Origin of the sequence: Zhongshania antarctica, assembly GCF_014202945.1 — a bacterium.
Lineage (GTDB): Bacteria > Pseudomonadota > Gammaproteobacteria > Pseudomonadales > Spongiibacteraceae > Spongiibacter > Spongiibacter antarcticus.
Window position 1 is genome coordinate 49,469 of record NZ_JACHHW010000001.1, and the last position, 15,270, is coordinate 64,738.

Consider the following 15,270-nt stretch of genomic DNA (forward strand, 5'->3'; position numbering starts at 1 on the left):
TTATAGTAGACTGCGCATCAGCCACCCTTACATAAGGGTAAGCTGACGGCGCTCAAAATCGCGAATTCGCTGTTTATAATGTTCGAGAGTCTGCTTGGTCGCGACACTGTGGGTCTGATCGCGCAGCTCCCCTTCTAGATTTTTTACCAGACAGCGGGCAGTTTCCACCATCGCCTCATAGGCTTTCATGCTATCTGCTGGGCCGGGAAGATGCATGAAAAAGACCACACCTGGGGTGCTGAATTCGTCAATTTCGTCTAGATCAAAATTGCCAGGCTCAACCAAATTTGCCACGCTAAATTGAATTTGACCGCTGCCGTCGGCATTTTCATAGCGGTGAAAAATATTCATTTTGCCGTAGCGAACATCGCAGGCCATCAAAATCTGCAATAGATCATTGCCCTTAAAGGGCTTGCCCGTCGGTGACATGACATTGAGCACGATCAGCTCTTGATGCGCCGACGGCGTTGCCTGCGCCGACTTTAATGAGCTGCCCTCTTTCTCTGGGCGACGCTCAGCAGTCGCCGCCAGCGGCTTAGTTTCGCTGCGCTCGGGCTGGACTAATTCTTCGTCGTCACCTAACTCGCCACTCCAACCCGCATCAACATCGTGAAGATCGTCGCTGTCGTCGACAACTTTCCTCGCGTATTCCTCGGCAGGATCGCGAAATAAAATATCATCGTCGTCATCTGCAGCAACATTTAAAGGCGGCTCTTTACGCGGTGCCGCTGCGCTAGTCGGCGCCCGTTTTACATGCAAGCTTGGCTGTTCACGAACGGCGATAACGCGTGCTGAGCCGCCGGGCAGTTCCGGGTTGACCAAACCGTCATCCACTTCACTGCGCGCTTTTGGCGTTAAGCGTATGGTATCACTGCGGTCTTTGTGCATCCGCCGATAGCCATCTAGCAGCACTGCCAGCGCGAGCAGTGAGCCAATTATAATTAACCAATCTCTGACACTGAGGTCCATTATCTAGCCCTTTTTGGCCATTACGACCGCATCCCCAATAATTCACTGTGGCCTTGGATAAAATTCTGTCGCTATTGTTCCACGCGTTTTGCTAAATTTCCATGTTTTCGCAATTTGCGCGGCAATAACGCATCCAAGCTTATCTTACATTGCTGCCATTTCCGCTGCTTTTTCCAAATCAACTGAAACCAAGCGCGAAACGCCCGGCTCATGCATGGTCACGCCCATGAGTTGATGCGCCATTTCCATGGCAATTTTATTGTGGCTAATATAAATAAACTGCACTTCCGAGGACATCTCTTTCACCATCCGCGAATAGCGGCCGACGTTGGCGTCATCTAATGGCGCATCAACTTCGTCTAGCATACAAAACGGTGCAGGATTTAAGCGGAAAATCGAAAATACGAGCGCGATTGCCGTCAGTGCTTTTTCACCACCTGAAAGCAAATGAATGGTGCTATTACGCTTCCCCGGTGGCCGCGCCATGATCGAAATACCGGTATTGAGCAGATCATCTCCCGTCATTTCCAGCGAGGCACTACCGCCGCCAAAAACCTTGGGAAATAGATCTTGCAAGCCGGCATTAACGCGGTCGAAGGTTTCTTTAAAACGATTGCGGGTTTCTTTGTCGATACGGCGAATAGCCGCCTCCAAGGTTTCCAACGCCTGCTCCAAATCCGCGTTTTGCGCATCGAGGTAGTTTTTACGCTCCGACTGCTGCTTATACTCTTCTATCGCCGCGAGGTTGATTGGCCCCAAGCGGGCAATACGCCTACCGACCTGTTCCAGCGACTCCAACCACTCAGCCTCGTTAGCGTTCTCTGGCAAGCTGTCGAGTACCGACTGCAAATCAAATTGCGCTTCCTGCAACTGATCTTGCAAGCCTTTGCGGCGCACTTGCAGACCTTGATTATCGACCCGCGCCTGCTCTAAGCGACTGCGCACAGTTTGCAAACGCTGCTCAATACCATGGCGCTTTTGCTCATTTTCACGCAGCTGATGATCGACAACTTCTAAGGCTCTGCGCGCTTGCGCCAATTCTTCTTCGACAGCAAGACGCTGCTCTAAGCGGGATTCCAACTCAATTTTTAAATCATCTATGGGCGCATCGTTGTCTTCTAAGATCAACGCTAATTGCTCGCGGCGCTCCTGCAATTGCGCCAGCTGTTCTTCGGTGCGGCCAATGTTCTGCAACACTGAGTCACGTTGAGTACGCAGGGATTGGTGACGCATCGCCAACTGATGGGAATGATCCTTGGATTGCCGCGCCGTTTGACGAGCAGCATCCAATACGGTGCGGTTATTATCGCGTTCTCCCAATAGGGCTTCACGCTTACCAGAGTCTTGCTCCATCGCCTCAATCGCTTCTTGAAGCGTCATCCGCGCCTCGGCAACCGACTCCTGCTCCATCGCGAATTGATTACGCAGTTCCTTGCCGTCATTTTCTAACTGCAAGCGCCGAGCACTCAGCTGCTCTACTTTAGCCTGCTGGGCACTTAACTTAGCTCTGAGTTCACTTAATTTGCGATTAAACTGCTGTACATCGCGGTTGAAGTTCTCGCGGTCTTGCTCCTGCGTTTTTAATAATTCACGATCCGTATCCAGCGCCGCAACAATGGCCTCGATACGGGCTTCGCTGCTGGCTATACCTTCGCGCAAGTCTTGGAGATCTTGCTGGCGCTGCAGAACCCCGCCTTGAGCAGTGTTGCCGCGACTAACCCGCAACCAATTAGCCCCCAGCCACAAGCCCTCGGGGGTGATCACCGACTCGTGAGCCGCTAAATTACCCCGCATCGCCAGCGCCGAACCAAGGTCGTCGGCGAGTTTAACCGTAGCCAAAATACCTGACAGCGCCGCATTGCCACTGACTTTATCGGCGAGTGAGGCACCAGAGCTAGCCTGCGCGGCTTTTTGCGGTTCAACAAAGGCCATACTGCCTTCGGCGAATCCCGCCAATAAATCGGCAACGCCATCAAGAGAATCAACACACAATGCCTGCAACTGGTCGGCCAATACGGTTTCGACCGCCTGCTGCCACCGCTCGTCAACGTGTAACTGTTCGGCGAGCCGAGCTTGCTTATCGAGCCCGTGACTGGCCAACCATTGACTGGTCGCCTTGTCGCCCTGCCCCAATGCCGCCTGCTGCAGAGCTTCCAGCGAGGCCATACGACCGCGCATTCCCTGCAAATCGCTACGGCAGCGATCTAACTCATCATTCGCCTGTTTTATGCGCTCACGGCATTCACTGATTTGCGGCAACAGCGCGGCGTGGTGCTCCTGGGCCGCCATTTCTTCCAGCTCACCCTCGGCAACTTCCTGCCGCAATAGCTCGATGTCCTCGTCAACATCGGCAAGACTCAACCCTTTGCGCTCGTGGTCAAGTTTTTCAACCCGCTCCTGTATGCGCTGCAGACTCAATTCAAGGTGCTGAATACGCGACTGTTCAACCTCCGCGCGCTGACGTGGCCCGGCCGCTGCGTGGTTAAACTCATCCCAACGCTGCTGCCAAGACTGCATGGCCTCCTCTGCGGCTGCCAGCGCCTCGCTAGCGCCTTCTTCGCTCGCTTCGGTAAGCTCTAGCTCAGGCTCTATTTCAGCTATTTCCTCTTCCCAAAGCGCAATTTTTTCTTTGTCGCTGTTGAGATGTCGAGTGGTTTCGGCAACGTTGCCAGCGACCTGCTGCAAATCTGTATCGAGCTGGCGACGGCGTTCTTGCTGATGCTGAATCGCTTGCTCGGCCCGAGCGATTTCAGCGCCGATGCTGTAAAACCGGCCCTGAACCTCGTTAAAGGTGTCGTTTAACTGACTGTGCTGATCCCGCGCCTGCTCAATACCGGTATTTAAGCCAACTTGCTCAGTTACAATCGCTTCGCGGTCGAGCTCGAGTTGATTTATGTCTTTTTCTTTGAGGCTGGCTTGTTCATCAAGGGCCTTCCACTGCAAAACCTGAACCTGGGCCTTAAGTAGACGCTCCTCTTTTTTGAACTCGGTGTATTTTTCTGCTGAGGCCGCCTGACGCTGTAAATGCTGCAGCTGGCGCTCTAGTTCATCGCGCAGGTCAGTAAGACGTTCGAGGTTTTCTTGGGTGCGGCGCATGCGGCTTTCGGTTTCACGGCGGCGCTCTTTGTATTTGGAAATACCCGCGGCTTCTTCAATAAACACCCGCAACTCTTCCGGCTTAGACTCAATAAGCCGCGAAATCATACCCTGTTCAATAATGGCGTAGCTGCGCGGGCCCAAACCCGTCCCTAAGAAGATATCGGTAATATCACGGCGACGGCATTTACTGCCGTTCAAATAATACTCAGACAGCCCTTCGCGGGTGACTTTACGGCGAATGGCAATTTCATTGTACGCCGCGTACTCGCCGCCCAACTTTTTATCGGTATTATCAAAAACCAACTCGATAGTAGCTTGACCTACCGGTTTGCGATTGACTGAGCCATTAAAGATAACGTCCGTCATGGACTCGCCACGGAGGTTTTTAGCCGAACTTTCGCCCATCACCCAGCGCACCGCGTCGATGATATTTGATTTGCCACAGCCATTCGGGCCGACAACTGCCGACAAATTAGTCGGAAAATGAACAGTTGTGGGATCTACAAAGGATTTAAACCCAGCCAACTTAATACTTTTTAGACGCATAAACCAATAACCAAAATATGAAGCCCTTGTCTGCCGCTGAGTTTTTTATCGTTTTCGGGGCAAACGCGGAATAAATTTGCGCAAAGCGCGATTATAGCGGTGATAGCGAGGACTAACAGTAGAAATTCCGACTTTGCGGGAATTTCTACTTAGCGGCCTGTATTGCGTTGATGGTCAGGGCGATCGAGCTCGCCTCCGTGTCGGCACCAAGGTTTACCGGTTCAGCAAGCCAGTCGCCAGCGCGCCGAATGGCGGTGCCCGCCAAACTGATGTGGGCGGACACCACTAACTCAGGAAAATCGGCCAATACCTTACCTTGGCGAATAACATCACTGTCGGTCAAATACACCGTTACCGGCCATTTTTGGTCTGATGCAGCGGAAAGCGGCAAGCGCATTGCCGCCACCGGCATTGGCGAGCCATCTGCACTCTTAGCGACCACAAACAACACCCCAGCAGGTGTCGGCCCCAAGTCTGCGTTCACCGCAACCGTCACCGCCAGCCCCTGTAAATCACCAGCGGCCATCGCGAGACGTTTGGACTCGGCAATGCCACCGGCGATCACCCCCGCTTCAGCAGAGTTTGGCGGCAATACCTGCAACAAGCTCTGCCAATACGTTAATGCCTCGCTATAGCGCCCAGCCGCGAATGCGTCAATACCCAAGACCCCCAATGCCGTTGCCTGCTGAGGATTAATGGCGAATGCTCGATTGAGCAAGGCTTGGGTTTGCTCGTCTACTTGACGACCATTAAGCAAATAACGCGCCTGCGCCAACTGCGCCAATACATCGGCATCATTCGGATACAAGGCCTCAAGCCGCTGATAGTAAGGCAGTGCTCCGGCAAAATCGCCTTGCTGACGAAACAAGGTCGCCATCATCACCAAATGTTCGCCACTCTCTGGGCGACGCGCCAATATATCGGCAACAAGGTCTTGATAGCGCTGCCACCGCACTTCATCGATACCATGCTCAACAATCTCACGCTGCAAGCTCCGCAACTGCAAATCTAAGTGATAACCTAACTGACCATAAAGCAGTACCGCCAGCAGCGGCAGTGCCATGGCCAATATTACGATCAATGAACGCTGCCCCACGCGCTGTTTGCTGGGTTCCTCGGTAGCGGACTCCGCCACTAACTGCCGATCCAGTTCACGAACAAGTTCTTGGTACTGATTGTCTTCGATCAAACCGGCATCGCGGTCAGCGGCTAATTCCGTTTGGCGCTGGCGATAAAAGCCACGCTGGGCACTGCGATGCAATTGATTATCGGCATCTGCAGGCGCATGGCGACGAACCGCCAGCAGCACAAAAAAAACGGCAATAGCCAGTAGTAATGCAATTCCTAAATACAGCGCGATCACTTATTGCCCCCATCTTTGCTCGCCGAGTTTTCCTCGTCGAGCAAATCCTTTAACTGCTGCTGCTCCGTTACCGACAGCGCTTGATCACTTAATAATTTAGGCTTAGCCCGTGTGGCCGCCATACGCCACCACACAAGCAAGCCAAGCAACAACAAAGCGAGTGGCGTCAACCATAAAACTGCCGTAGCGGCATTAAACTGAGGCCGGTAAAGAATAAAATCACCGTAACGTGCCACCATATACTGGGTGATTTCAATGTCAGATTTATCGTCCATAATCATCTGGTGAATCTGACGACGTAAGTCTTTTGAAATTGCCGAGTCTGAGCCCGATAAATTTTGGTTCTGGCATTTTGGACAGCGCAATTCTTCAATGAAGTGGTGGTAACGAGCGCGCTGCACATCGGTGTCAAATTGATAAGTTTCAATGACCCCATGCGCACTAAAGCTCAGCAAAATGAGCCAGCCTGCCAGGAGTAAGCGCCTCATTGACTAAGCTCCGCCGACGGCGCGGCCAAGCCCGCAATAAGCGGGGCAAATTCGCGACCCCATATAGCTTGATCTAGCGCCCCCTGATAGCGAAAGCGAACGATGCCCGCAGCGTCTACCAAATAAGTTTCTGGCGCGCCCGTAACACCGAGATCCAAACCAAAGTCACCGGCCTCATCAAAGAGCGTCGCCACATAAGGGTTACCCTTCTCTGCCAGCCAACGCTGCGCCGCCTTGGCATTATCTTTGTAATCGACACTGACAATTTTGACGCCCTGATCGGCGAGCGCAACGAGGAATGGGTGCTCATAGTGACAAGTAGGGCACCACGTCGCCCACACATTCAGTAAAAACCACTCACCTTGAATATCGCTGTTGGTGAGTGTTCGGCCGTCGTCCAACGCAGGTAGGGAAAACGCGGGAAGCGGTCGATTTACGAGTGCCGACGGCAAATCGGTCGGTGCGTATTCACCGCGTTGCACGCGGCGCTCAACGCCAAAAAACATTGCTGCTAGCGCAACAAATACCAGCAGGGGAATAAAGAGTTTAAGCCTTTGCATGATTTACCCCTTTTTGAACGCGCGGTGAAGCGCTTCGGTAGCGCTTATCACAAATTGCCAACAAGGCCCCTAGCGCCATCAAGATCGCGCCCAGCCAAATAAAACGGATAAAAGGTTTTACGTGAATACGCACCGCCCAAGCATTTTCACCCACCGGCTCGCCCAGCGCGATATAAACATCACGCAGTAAACTGGCGTCGATAGCAGCCTCAGTCATCACCTGGCCGCTGCGCGCATGGTAGCGACGCTTCTCTGGATGTAGATCGGCAACAAAGTCGCCCGCCTCCCACAGCGTAAAGCTACCGCGCTGGCCTTGGTAATTTGGGCCGGTGATCGATTGCACGCCGTCAAAACGAACCTCGTAGCCAGACACGTCATTCATGCGATCGCCGACTTCCATCCGAATATCGCGTTCATCATTAAAACTTGTCACCATCGCCACGCCAAGCACGCTGGCAGCAAAACCGAGATGCGCGAGCAACATGCCATAATACGACGGCGTCAACCGGCGCAGCCCCGAGAGCAGCGATGCTGCATTGCGGGTTTTACTGCGTAAATTTACCGCACTGCTGAGCACTATCCATGCTGCTAGTAACACACCGACGGTTGCGCCAAACTGGAATTCATCAGCGAAGGCATTCGGGAGGATTAACCCAATAGCGACACTGGCAATAAACGCACCGAGTAGTGCGCGCCACCAGCGCTGAGCGCCCGTGCGCTTCCACTGCGAAGAAGGCCCAATACCAACAAGCAGGGCCAATAAACACATTAGCGGAACAAAAATCGCATTAAAATACGGCGGCCCCACGGAGTACTTGCCCAAGCCGGCAAAATCCATAATAAGCGGAAACAAGGTGCCAAGAAGCACCGTCATGGCGGCAACTACCAGCACAATATTATTGGCCAGCAACAGCGCTTCTCGCGACAGCCAGCCAAAGCTCGGCGCAGTCTTTGCTGCCGGTGCTTTAAAGGCGTACAAGGTCAAGGAGCCACCTACTACCAAAAACAAAAATGCCAATATAAACATGCCGCGGGTTGGGTCCGCTGCAAAGGCGTGCACCGAGGTGAGAACCCCGGAGCGCACCAAAAATGTACCCAGCAAGCTCAGCGAGAACGCAAATATCGCCAGTAATAAAGTCCAGCTTTTAAAAACACCACGCTTCTCCGTTACCGCTAAGGAGTGGATTAACGCGGTGCCAACCAACCACGGCATAAATGACGCGTTTTCTACCGGGTCCCAAAACCACCAACCGCCCCAGCCCAGCTCGTAGTAGGCCCACCAACTACCCAACGCAATGCCGACAGTTAAAAACAGCCACGCTGTATTAGTCCAGGGGCGAGACCAACGCGCCCAACTGGCGTCCATGCGACCACTCAGCAGCGCGGCGATGGCGAAGGCGAAGGCCACTGAAAATCCAACGTAACCGATATAGAGCATCGGTGGATGAATCACCATGCCGGGATCTTGCAATAGCGGGTTTAAGTCCTGACCATCGCTTGGCACGTTTAGCAAATGCCGCGCAAAGGGATTTGAGGTAAACAGCGAAAAACTAAAAAAGCCAACGGCGATCATGCCCATGACGGCCAGTACCCGGGCGAGAATATCGCGGGGCAATTGCCGAGAAAAAATGGCAACGGCGACCGTCCACAAAGTCAATATTTCTAACCATAGCAAGAGGGAGCCTTCATGGCCGCCCCACATAGCGCTGAATTTATACGCATTGGGGAGCAGTGAGTTGGACTGTGCCGCCACAATATCGACAGAAAAATCGTCGGTCATAAATGCATAGACAAGACAAGCAGTGGCAATAGTGGTAAATAAAAATTGTGCAAAACTCAAATAGCGCGCCGCGGCCATCGCCATTTGGTCGCCACGCTGCACACCCCACAAGGGCAAAACCGCTAGGACTAAGGCGAAGCAAAAACCAAGAATTAAGGCGAAGTGGCCAAGTTCTACAATCACAGGGAACCCTTCTCTTCTAGCTCAGCGCGCTTGGCGGCTGATTTAGTTAAGGCATCACTAACTTCCGGAGGCATATAGGTTTCGTCGTGTTTTGCCAACACCTCGCTCGCGTAAAAAACACCGTCCTCGGCGAGCTTACCCGAAACGACCACGCCCTCTCCTTCCGCAAACAAATCCGGCAAAATACCTTCGTACTCAACGGTGACAACCGCGCTGTAATCAGTCACCACAAAGCGTATTTTTAAACTGTCTGTAGCGCGCTGCACGCTGCCCTCTTGCACCATTCCACCGGCGCGAATCGCTTTACCGACTGGCGCTTTACCCGACACAATTTCGGCGGGGGGATAAAATAAATTAATATTTTCCTTTAAGGCGTAGCCCAACAAGCCAGCGGCCAAGGCCGCCACACATAAAATAAAAACAACAATCATTAGGCGCTGTTTGCGCTGGGGATGCATAGCCATAATTCGTTACTCTTTGCCTTTCGCTTTATTAGCGCTTGCTTGCTTGCGGCGAACCACCCCACGCACCCGCTGTTCAGCACCAAGACGGCGACGACGGGCTTCAAATAAAATAACGCACAATACCAGTGCTGTTATACCGTAGCAGAACCACACATAAGGGCCGTGGCCGTCCATTGCGAGCAACTCGCCAATCGAATCAAAGTACACTTCTACTCTCCGGCTTCTTATCACCACTGCAGACGATGTCTTGAACCCAGCGGGTATTGCGCTCGCGATCGAGAATTTCGGTACGAGTAAACAACAACATTGCCCAAGCGAAAAACAAATACATGCCCGACATGGTCGCCATCAAGGGTCGCAGCATGGTGGGATGAATAGAAGACTCACCAATAAAACGTATACTGGCTGGCTGATGAAGGCTATACCACCATTCTACAGACCAATAAATAATGGGAATATTGACTGCGCCCACGATCACCAGCACCGCACAGGCCTTGGCCGCTGCTTCGCGATTTTCAAAGGCTTGATGCAGGGCGATAACACCAAGATACAAAAAGAACAAAATTAACACCGAAGTGATCCGAGCATCCCATACCCACCAAGTACCCCAGGTTGGCTTACCCCACACGGCGCCGGTCAACAGCGCAAGAAAAGTAAGCGAGGCACCGATCGGCGCAATCGCTTTCATTACCATCGCCGCCAACTTCATTCGCCAAATCAAATGAATTGCACCGGCAATTGCCATCATCATATAAGCGCCCATGGCCACCGCCGACGCGGGCACATGCACATAAATAATACGAAAACTATTGCCTTGTTTATAATCGGGCGGCACCAGTGCCAAACCCCACACCGCGCCACCAATGAGCAGCAGTAGGGACAAGCCCCCCAGCCATGGCAGCAAACGGCCACTGAACTGATAAAACCAGCGCGGCGAGCCCCATTTATGAAACGTAGTCCAAATTGACAAAACTCTTCTCTCTTTTACTAAAGCCTGATGCCGCTCAGGCACATAAATACCGCGTCGGAGTATACCAGATACCCTGCGCCACTACTGATCCACACTAATTCGCAAAGCGCCCGCTATCGCCAGCGGCGCCAGCGCCAAGGCAATCAGAAAAAACACGCCCAGCATCGCTAATTGCGGTAGAAATGGGCCGCCGTCGACCGCCGTTTTAACAGCACTACTGCCAAAGATCAGCACGGGAATATACAGGGGTAAGATGATCAGTGACAACAATAAGCCGCCCTTTCGCAAGCCTACGGTTAACGCCGCGCCGATAGCACCAATAAAGCTTAAGACAGCGCTACCGAGCGCCAAGCTCGCCATCAAAGCCAACATCCCCGCCGCAGGTAAATGCAGCAACACACCTAATAAGGGCGAGAGTAGGCTAAGGGGCAAACCACTTAACAACCAGTGCGCCAAGGTTTTGGCGATCACTTGCGGGTATAAGGCTTGGTGGCTAAGCAGCATTTGTTCGAGGGTAGCGTCGTCGTAATCACTGCGAAACACCGTATCGCTGGCGAGTAACGAGGCTAATAAGGCCACCACCCACAGTATTCCAGGCGCCAATTCCGCCAATCGCTGGGGTTCGGGCCCGATCCCGAGTGGAAACAGCGCGCATACCATCACAAAAAAAACCAGGGGATTTGACCATTCACTGCCCCGACGCGCAGCGGCGAGCAAATCCCTACGCAATACAGCCAAAGCCAAGCTAACTAAAGCCATTAACGCTCCCCCAATTCAATAATGCGGAGGGGGCGGTTAATCATGAGTCGATGATGCGTGGTTAACAAGATCGCGCCACCGGTATTGGCAAAATCACTGATCCACTGCTCAATTTCAGCCACACCGCGTTGATCAATAGCGGTAAAGGGTTCGTCTAAAATCCACAGCTGGGCCGGAATACAAAATAATCTAGCGAGATTAACGCGGCGCTGCTGCCCTGCAGACAAACTGTAACAGGCTTGCTCTTCAAAACCCCGCAAACCTACTTTAGCCAACGCCGAGCGAATAGGATTGTCGTCTGCGGGTAGACCACGCAAGGCGCAAGACCACCGCAAATTTTCCAATGGACTTAATGCCGCCTTGATACCGGCGCCATGACCGATATAGAGCAATTGCTGGAGATAGTCAGCGCGCTGCTGCTCCAACGAGTGATTATGCCAAAGAATATCGCCTTGGTAGCGACTGGATAAACCGGCCAAAATTCGCAGCAGACTGGTCTTGCCACTGCCATTGGGCCCGGCAATTTGCAGCACGTCACCGGCACTTAGCGTAAAACACAGCTCAGCAAACAGCACGCGATCATCGCGCTCACTGTAGAGTTGCCTTACCTCCAGCCCTGTTTGTGCCAAAATCACTCCCGTAGCAGACCAGCATCACGCGGGCCTCAGCATTTGTCAAAACGCTGCAAGTATATACGAAGCAGAGTGGAATTTAGTGCCAAAACAAGATTGTCGTCGCGTAAATCTATTGCTTGGCCGCAAAACTTACGCTGGCAATCCGCGCAGTGCTACCGGCTCTTCGCCCGATTTTGCAACCAGGCTTCCATATCCCGTGTGACTAAGTCGAGATAAGCCAGTGCTTTATCAAGCTCTGTTTTTTGCTCAAGGCCTTGAAAGCGGATTAAGCGATTGCGCACCCAACTCAACTCTTGAACCAAATGACCTATGCCGCTGTCGTCTGCCGCTACTTCAGTAGCCAAGACTGCCTGCGGCCTGACCATTGTTTCAGTAGCACTGCCCGCAGCAGCTTCATTGCGTCGAGAAGCAACTCTGCGCGACGTTGGGCCCCGCCCTTTGCCGTAGAGGCTATCGAGTATGTTTTCAAATTCATCATCGGTTATCTCAGCCGCCGCAACCGATTGCAATATGCCACCGGAATCCAGATTCAGACGGCTATCCGGCTGGCGCGGCGCCAAGCGACCGTCGAAAAACAAACCCATGGGGTCGCTATTCGCCTGCGGTGACACGATGGTATTCGCCGATTTATCGTTGCCATTTGCGGCTTGCACCAAGCGCTGCTTTAACTCCCGGCTTAGCGCTTCCGGTGGCTGATGATTTATGCGTCGGGCAAGCATTACCTGAATGGTTTCCACTGCGCTTAAAATCAGCGACACCGCAGCCGGGTTCAAGGCCATACGGCGCGTGCGCAAGCGTTCCATGAGTCGTTCAGAAAGTTGCGCGCACTCCACTAACTCAACCAAGCCCAATACCGCAGCACCGCCGTACAACGTGTGAAAACCACGATGAATATCGTCGAGAATACGCTGACCGTCGTAGCCATATTGCAGCTCGGTCAATTGTTCAGATAAGCGCTGGACAATTTCCTCAGCTTCCGCCAAAAAAATCGCCATAATCCCTTCGTGTTCAGTTTTATTCACGCATAACCCAATTAAATCTCTCGGCTCGACCAGCGAAGTAAGCACACATTTTCATTATGACCAAATTATTCTCTGGCTACTGTAGGACCGTTCACACTCCCACAACTTACACACTACATAGCGTCATTCACCGTCAACTCGGGCGAAAATGCGCGTTATTTTACTTTCCAGCATCGCCGCAGTGAACGGCTTGACGATATACCCATTCACGCCAGCTTCAGCCGCCTCGATAATTTGCTCGCGGTGCGCGTCTGCGGTAATCATTAACACTGGAATATGGCAAAGTCGGCGATCGGCACGAATAGCCCGCAACAGCTCAAGACCCGACATATGCGGCATCAATAAATCGGTAATAACAAAATCAAAATGCTGATTATGCAACATCGGCAGTGCCGCTAAGCCGTCGTCTGCCTCACTAATGTAGCGATACCCCAAGTCGCCTAGGAGATTACGGATTATCCGCCGCATGGTCGAAAAATCCTCAACAACCAAAATACGCATCTCGCTACGCAGGCCCGAGACCGACGACACCGGATCACTGCTCTCCTGGTTGTGCTCAAAGGGATTCGGCGAGGAATTGTCACCCATCGCGACGCTCCTCAATACCCCGTCGCTGAGAGTCCACCGCCGTTAATTGTTCAATAAAAAACAATAAGCGCCCCTCCATGCGGCTAGGCAAGGGCCACATTTGTAGCTTTTCACTAACTTCCCGCAAGGCCCTAGCTGAAACGCTGCTAGGCGCATGCAATATCACCGGATGTCGCTGGCGCACCGCATCACGTAAATTTTGATCAAAAGGAATAGCCCCCGTGTATACCAAAGCGACCTCAATAAACTGCTGGCACACGTTATTTAGGGTCTCAAATACCTGCCGGCCCTCCGCTTCGTCTGCCACCATATTGGCGAGTATCCGAAATCGACTGCGGCCAAAATCCCTATTTAATAATTTAATCATGGCGTAAGCGTCAGTTATCGAGCTCGGCTCATTGCAGACCACTAACAAGACCTCGTGGGCCGCGCTGACAAAGTTCACCACCGAATCGGAAATCCCCGCCGCCGTGTCAACAATCAAGACATCCAACTGCTCAGCGATCTCACTAAACGCCCGGATCAAGCCCACATGCTCAAGGCTAGACAGCATGGTTAAGTGTCGCGTGCCGGATGAGGCGGGAATAATTTTAATGCCTGCCGGCCCCGTTAACATGACCTCTTGCAATGAGCAGCTGCCATCGAGAACATCCTCGATGGTTTTAGTGCTGCGCAAACCCAACAGTACGTCGATATTCGCCAAACCAAAGTCGGCATCAAGTATTACCACTCGCTTTCCCGCCTCAGCAAGCGCGACACTGAGATTAATAGCAACATTGGTTTTACCCACCCCGCCCTTGCCGCCGCTGACGGCAATAACCTGCACCGGCCGGGAACTCACCCGTTCACCTGCGCAGCGCTGATACTATGCTCACGCCAAGGCATACCAGGCAGAAGCCGAGAATAATCGCCTATTTGCTCTACATTACACATCGCCATAATCTTTTTAAGCAAACGCAGATCAACGCTGTTCACATCAACCAGAAGCACAAGGCGACCCGAATCGACATAGGACTGAAAATGCACCAGGTCTGGATTGTTTTCGGTCAAACCAACAAAACCACCTTCCCACGCGCCGAAACACAAAAAGCTCAGCGGTAGCGAATAAAAAAGTATTGCGCGCGCCAAACCCTCGTCCAAATTAAATACTGAAACAAAGATCATCACCAATAGACAACCGAGCAGAAACCCCCAGAAACCGCCGCGCCAGGCCCGACCATAAAGATTGCTAAGCAGCAGCTCGGAGGCAACTGGCACCCCCATACGCTGCACATCGGCGGTATGCTTACTGACCACGCACCAGCGCCAGCCGGTCAAATGAGGCTGATTCAGCATGTCGGCGACTTCCCTGAGCTTGCTAGGGGTTTTACTTAAAAATATGAGGCGGTGCTTCATCTAATCTTCCTGATTTCATCGCAGAGACTGTAGGCGTTCAGCGGCGCTAACAACTTCAGTCAATCGTATGCCAAGCTTATCCTCTACCACCACGACCTCCCCTCTGGCAACCAAGGTACCGTTAACCAAAACATCGAGCGGTTCACCTGCTTGCCGGTCCAACTCAACAATCGCACCCTGATGCAACTGTAATAGCTCTCTGATTGGCATATCCGCACCACCCACTTCAAGGGTAATGCGCACAGGAATATCGAGCACCATTTCCAAGTCAGGTGCCGCGGGCTTGCGATCTTGGAGCCGAGCCCCAGCATGTTGAAACGCGCTAGTCGCCTGAAACCCCTCGTGCGCTCGATCATTACCCGGGGCGCCCGCACCACTGCGATCAGCGGCTTCAATTTCTTCTTTGAGCGCCCGACGCTGGCGGCGCAGCTCATCTTGATTATCCATGA

16 protein-coding genes are annotated in these 15,270 nt (G+C 52.7%); all 16 read right to left on the reverse strand.

The features are described from left to right. Window positions 1-27 precede the first annotated feature (27 nt). The 16 genes from zipA to fliN all read right to left on the reverse strand — a co-directional run bounded on the left by zipA (window position 28) and on the right by fliN (window position 15,268). Window positions 28-969: a cell division protein ZipA gene (gene zipA, locus HNQ57_RS00215; RefSeq protein ID WP_184460630.1), complete on the reverse strand. Its 942-nt coding sequence runs from the start codon at window positions 967-969 to the stop codon at window positions 28-30. A gap of 144 nt (window positions 970-1,113) precedes the next feature. Next, window positions 1,114-4,614 (reverse strand): chromosome segregation protein SMC, encoded by a 3,501-nt coding sequence (gene smc, locus HNQ57_RS00220; RefSeq protein WP_184460631.1) that lies wholly within the window; start codon window positions 4,612-4,614, stop codon window positions 1,114-1,116. Window positions 4,615-4,759: 145 nt separating this feature from the next. After that, the gene (ccmI, locus tag HNQ57_RS00225) at window positions 4,760-5,977 is read right to left on the reverse strand and encodes a c-type cytochrome biogenesis protein CcmI (protein ID WP_184460632.1); all 1,218 of its coding nucleotides are present in this window, start codon (window positions 5,975-5,977) and stop codon (window positions 4,760-4,762) included. Continuing rightward, on the reverse strand, window positions 5,974-6,465 hold the full coding sequence (locus HNQ57_RS00230; protein ID WP_184460633.1) for a cytochrome c-type biogenesis protein: 492 nt from the start codon (window positions 6,463-6,465) through the stop codon (window positions 5,974-5,976). The genes ccmI and HNQ57_RS00230 overlap by 4 nt, the downstream gene beginning before the upstream one ends. Beyond that, window positions 6,462-7,025: a DsbE family thiol:disulfide interchange protein gene (locus HNQ57_RS00235; protein WP_184460634.1), complete on the reverse strand. Its 564-nt coding sequence runs from the start codon at window positions 7,023-7,025 to the stop codon at window positions 6,462-6,464. Before HNQ57_RS00235 ends, HNQ57_RS00230 begins: the two co-directional genes overlap by 4 nt. Then, window positions 7,012-8,988 (reverse strand): heme lyase CcmF/NrfE family subunit, encoded by a 1,977-nt coding sequence (locus HNQ57_RS00240; protein WP_184460635.1) that lies wholly within the window; start codon window positions 8,986-8,988, stop codon window positions 7,012-7,014. The genes HNQ57_RS00235 and HNQ57_RS00240 overlap by 14 nt, the downstream gene beginning before the upstream one ends. Next, the gene (ccmE, locus tag HNQ57_RS00245) at window positions 8,985-9,446 is read right to left on the reverse strand and encodes a cytochrome c maturation protein CcmE (protein ID WP_184461098.1); all 462 of its coding nucleotides are present in this window, start codon (window positions 9,444-9,446) and stop codon (window positions 8,985-8,987) included. The genes HNQ57_RS00240 and ccmE overlap by 4 nt, the downstream gene beginning before the upstream one ends. Window positions 9,447-9,458: 12 nt before the next feature. Beyond that, on the reverse strand, window positions 9,459-9,659 hold the full coding sequence (gene ccmD / locus HNQ57_RS00250) for a heme exporter protein CcmD (protein ID WP_184460636.1): 201 nt from the start codon (window positions 9,657-9,659) through the stop codon (window positions 9,459-9,461). Beyond that, the gene (locus HNQ57_RS00255; protein ID WP_184461099.1) at window positions 9,649-10,416 is read right to left on the reverse strand and encodes a heme ABC transporter permease; all 768 of its coding nucleotides are present in this window, start codon (window positions 10,414-10,416) and stop codon (window positions 9,649-9,651) included. Before HNQ57_RS00255 ends, ccmD begins: the two co-directional genes overlap by 11 nt. An 87-nt stretch (window positions 10,417-10,503) precedes the next feature. Then, a complete protein-coding gene (gene ccmB / locus HNQ57_RS00260; RefSeq protein WP_184460637.1) occupies window positions 10,504-11,181 on the reverse strand; it encodes a heme exporter protein CcmB in 678 nt (225 codons plus the stop codon). After that, entirely contained in the window at window positions 11,181-11,810 is a 630-nt protein-coding gene (gene ccmA, locus HNQ57_RS00265) for a cytochrome c biogenesis heme-transporting ATPase CcmA (RefSeq protein ID WP_184460638.1), read from the reverse strand. The genes ccmB and ccmA overlap by 1 nt, the downstream gene beginning before the upstream one ends. Before the next feature lie 158 nt (window positions 11,811-11,968). Next, entirely contained in the window at window positions 11,969-12,838 is an 870-nt protein-coding gene (locus tag HNQ57_RS00270) for an Hpt domain-containing protein (protein ID WP_184460639.1), read from the reverse strand. Window positions 12,839-12,961: 123 nt separating this feature from the next. Continuing rightward, complete coding sequence (locus tag HNQ57_RS00275; RefSeq protein WP_184461100.1) at window positions 12,962-13,339, reverse strand: response regulator; 378 nt, start codon at window positions 13,337-13,339, stop codon at window positions 12,962-12,964. 79 nt (window positions 13,340-13,418) lie between these two features. After that, window positions 13,419-14,267: a MinD/ParA family protein gene (locus tag HNQ57_RS00280; RefSeq protein ID WP_184460640.1), complete on the reverse strand. Its 849-nt coding sequence runs from the start codon at window positions 14,265-14,267 to the stop codon at window positions 13,419-13,421. Continuing rightward, the gene (locus tag HNQ57_RS00285; protein ID WP_184460641.1) at window positions 14,264-14,821 is read right to left on the reverse strand and encodes a hypothetical protein; all 558 of its coding nucleotides are present in this window, start codon (window positions 14,819-14,821) and stop codon (window positions 14,264-14,266) included. Before HNQ57_RS00285 ends, HNQ57_RS00280 begins: the two co-directional genes overlap by 4 nt. Window positions 14,822-14,836: 15 nt before the next feature. Then, window positions 14,837-15,268: a flagellar motor switch protein FliN gene (fliN, locus tag HNQ57_RS00290; protein ID WP_184460642.1), complete on the reverse strand. Its 432-nt coding sequence runs from the start codon at window positions 15,266-15,268 to the stop codon at window positions 14,837-14,839. Between the last annotated feature and the right edge of the window lie 2 nt (window positions 15,269-15,270).

Excerpts from the sequence above, each read along its gene's own strand:
- zipA (WP_184460630.1), bottom strand. The coding sequence starts at position 969 with ATGGACCTCAGTGTCAGAGATTGGTTAATTATAATTGGCTCACTGCTC.
- smc (WP_184460631.1), bottom strand. The coding sequence starts at position 4,614 with ATGCGTCTAAAAAGTATTAAGTTGGCTGGGTTTAAATCCTTTGTAGAT.
- HNQ57_RS00230 (WP_184460633.1), bottom strand. The coding sequence starts at position 6,465 with ATGAGGCGCTTACTCCTGGCAGGCTGGCTCATTTTGCTGAGCTTTAGT.
- HNQ57_RS00235 (WP_184460634.1), bottom strand. The coding sequence starts at position 7,025 with ATGCAAAGGCTTAAACTCTTTATTCCCCTGCTGGTATTTGTTGCGCTA.
- ccmE (WP_184461098.1), bottom strand. The coding sequence starts at position 9,446 with ATGCATCCCCAGCGCAAACAGCGCCTAATGATTGTTGTTTTTATTTTA.
- ccmB (WP_184460637.1), bottom strand. The coding sequence starts at position 11,181 with ATGGCTTTAGTTAGCTTGGCTTTGGCTGTATTGCGTAGGGATTTGCTC.
- HNQ57_RS00275 (WP_184461100.1), bottom strand. The coding sequence starts at position 13,339 with ATGCGTATTTTGGTTGTTGAGGATTTTTCGACCATGCGGCGGATAATC.
- HNQ57_RS00285 (WP_184460641.1), bottom strand. The coding sequence starts at position 14,821 with ATGAAGCACCGCCTCATATTTTTAAGTAAAACCCCTAGCAAGCTCAGG.
- fliN (WP_184460642.1), bottom strand. The coding sequence starts at position 15,268 with ATGGATAATCAAGATGAGCTGCGCCGCCAGCGTCGGGCGCTCAAAGAA.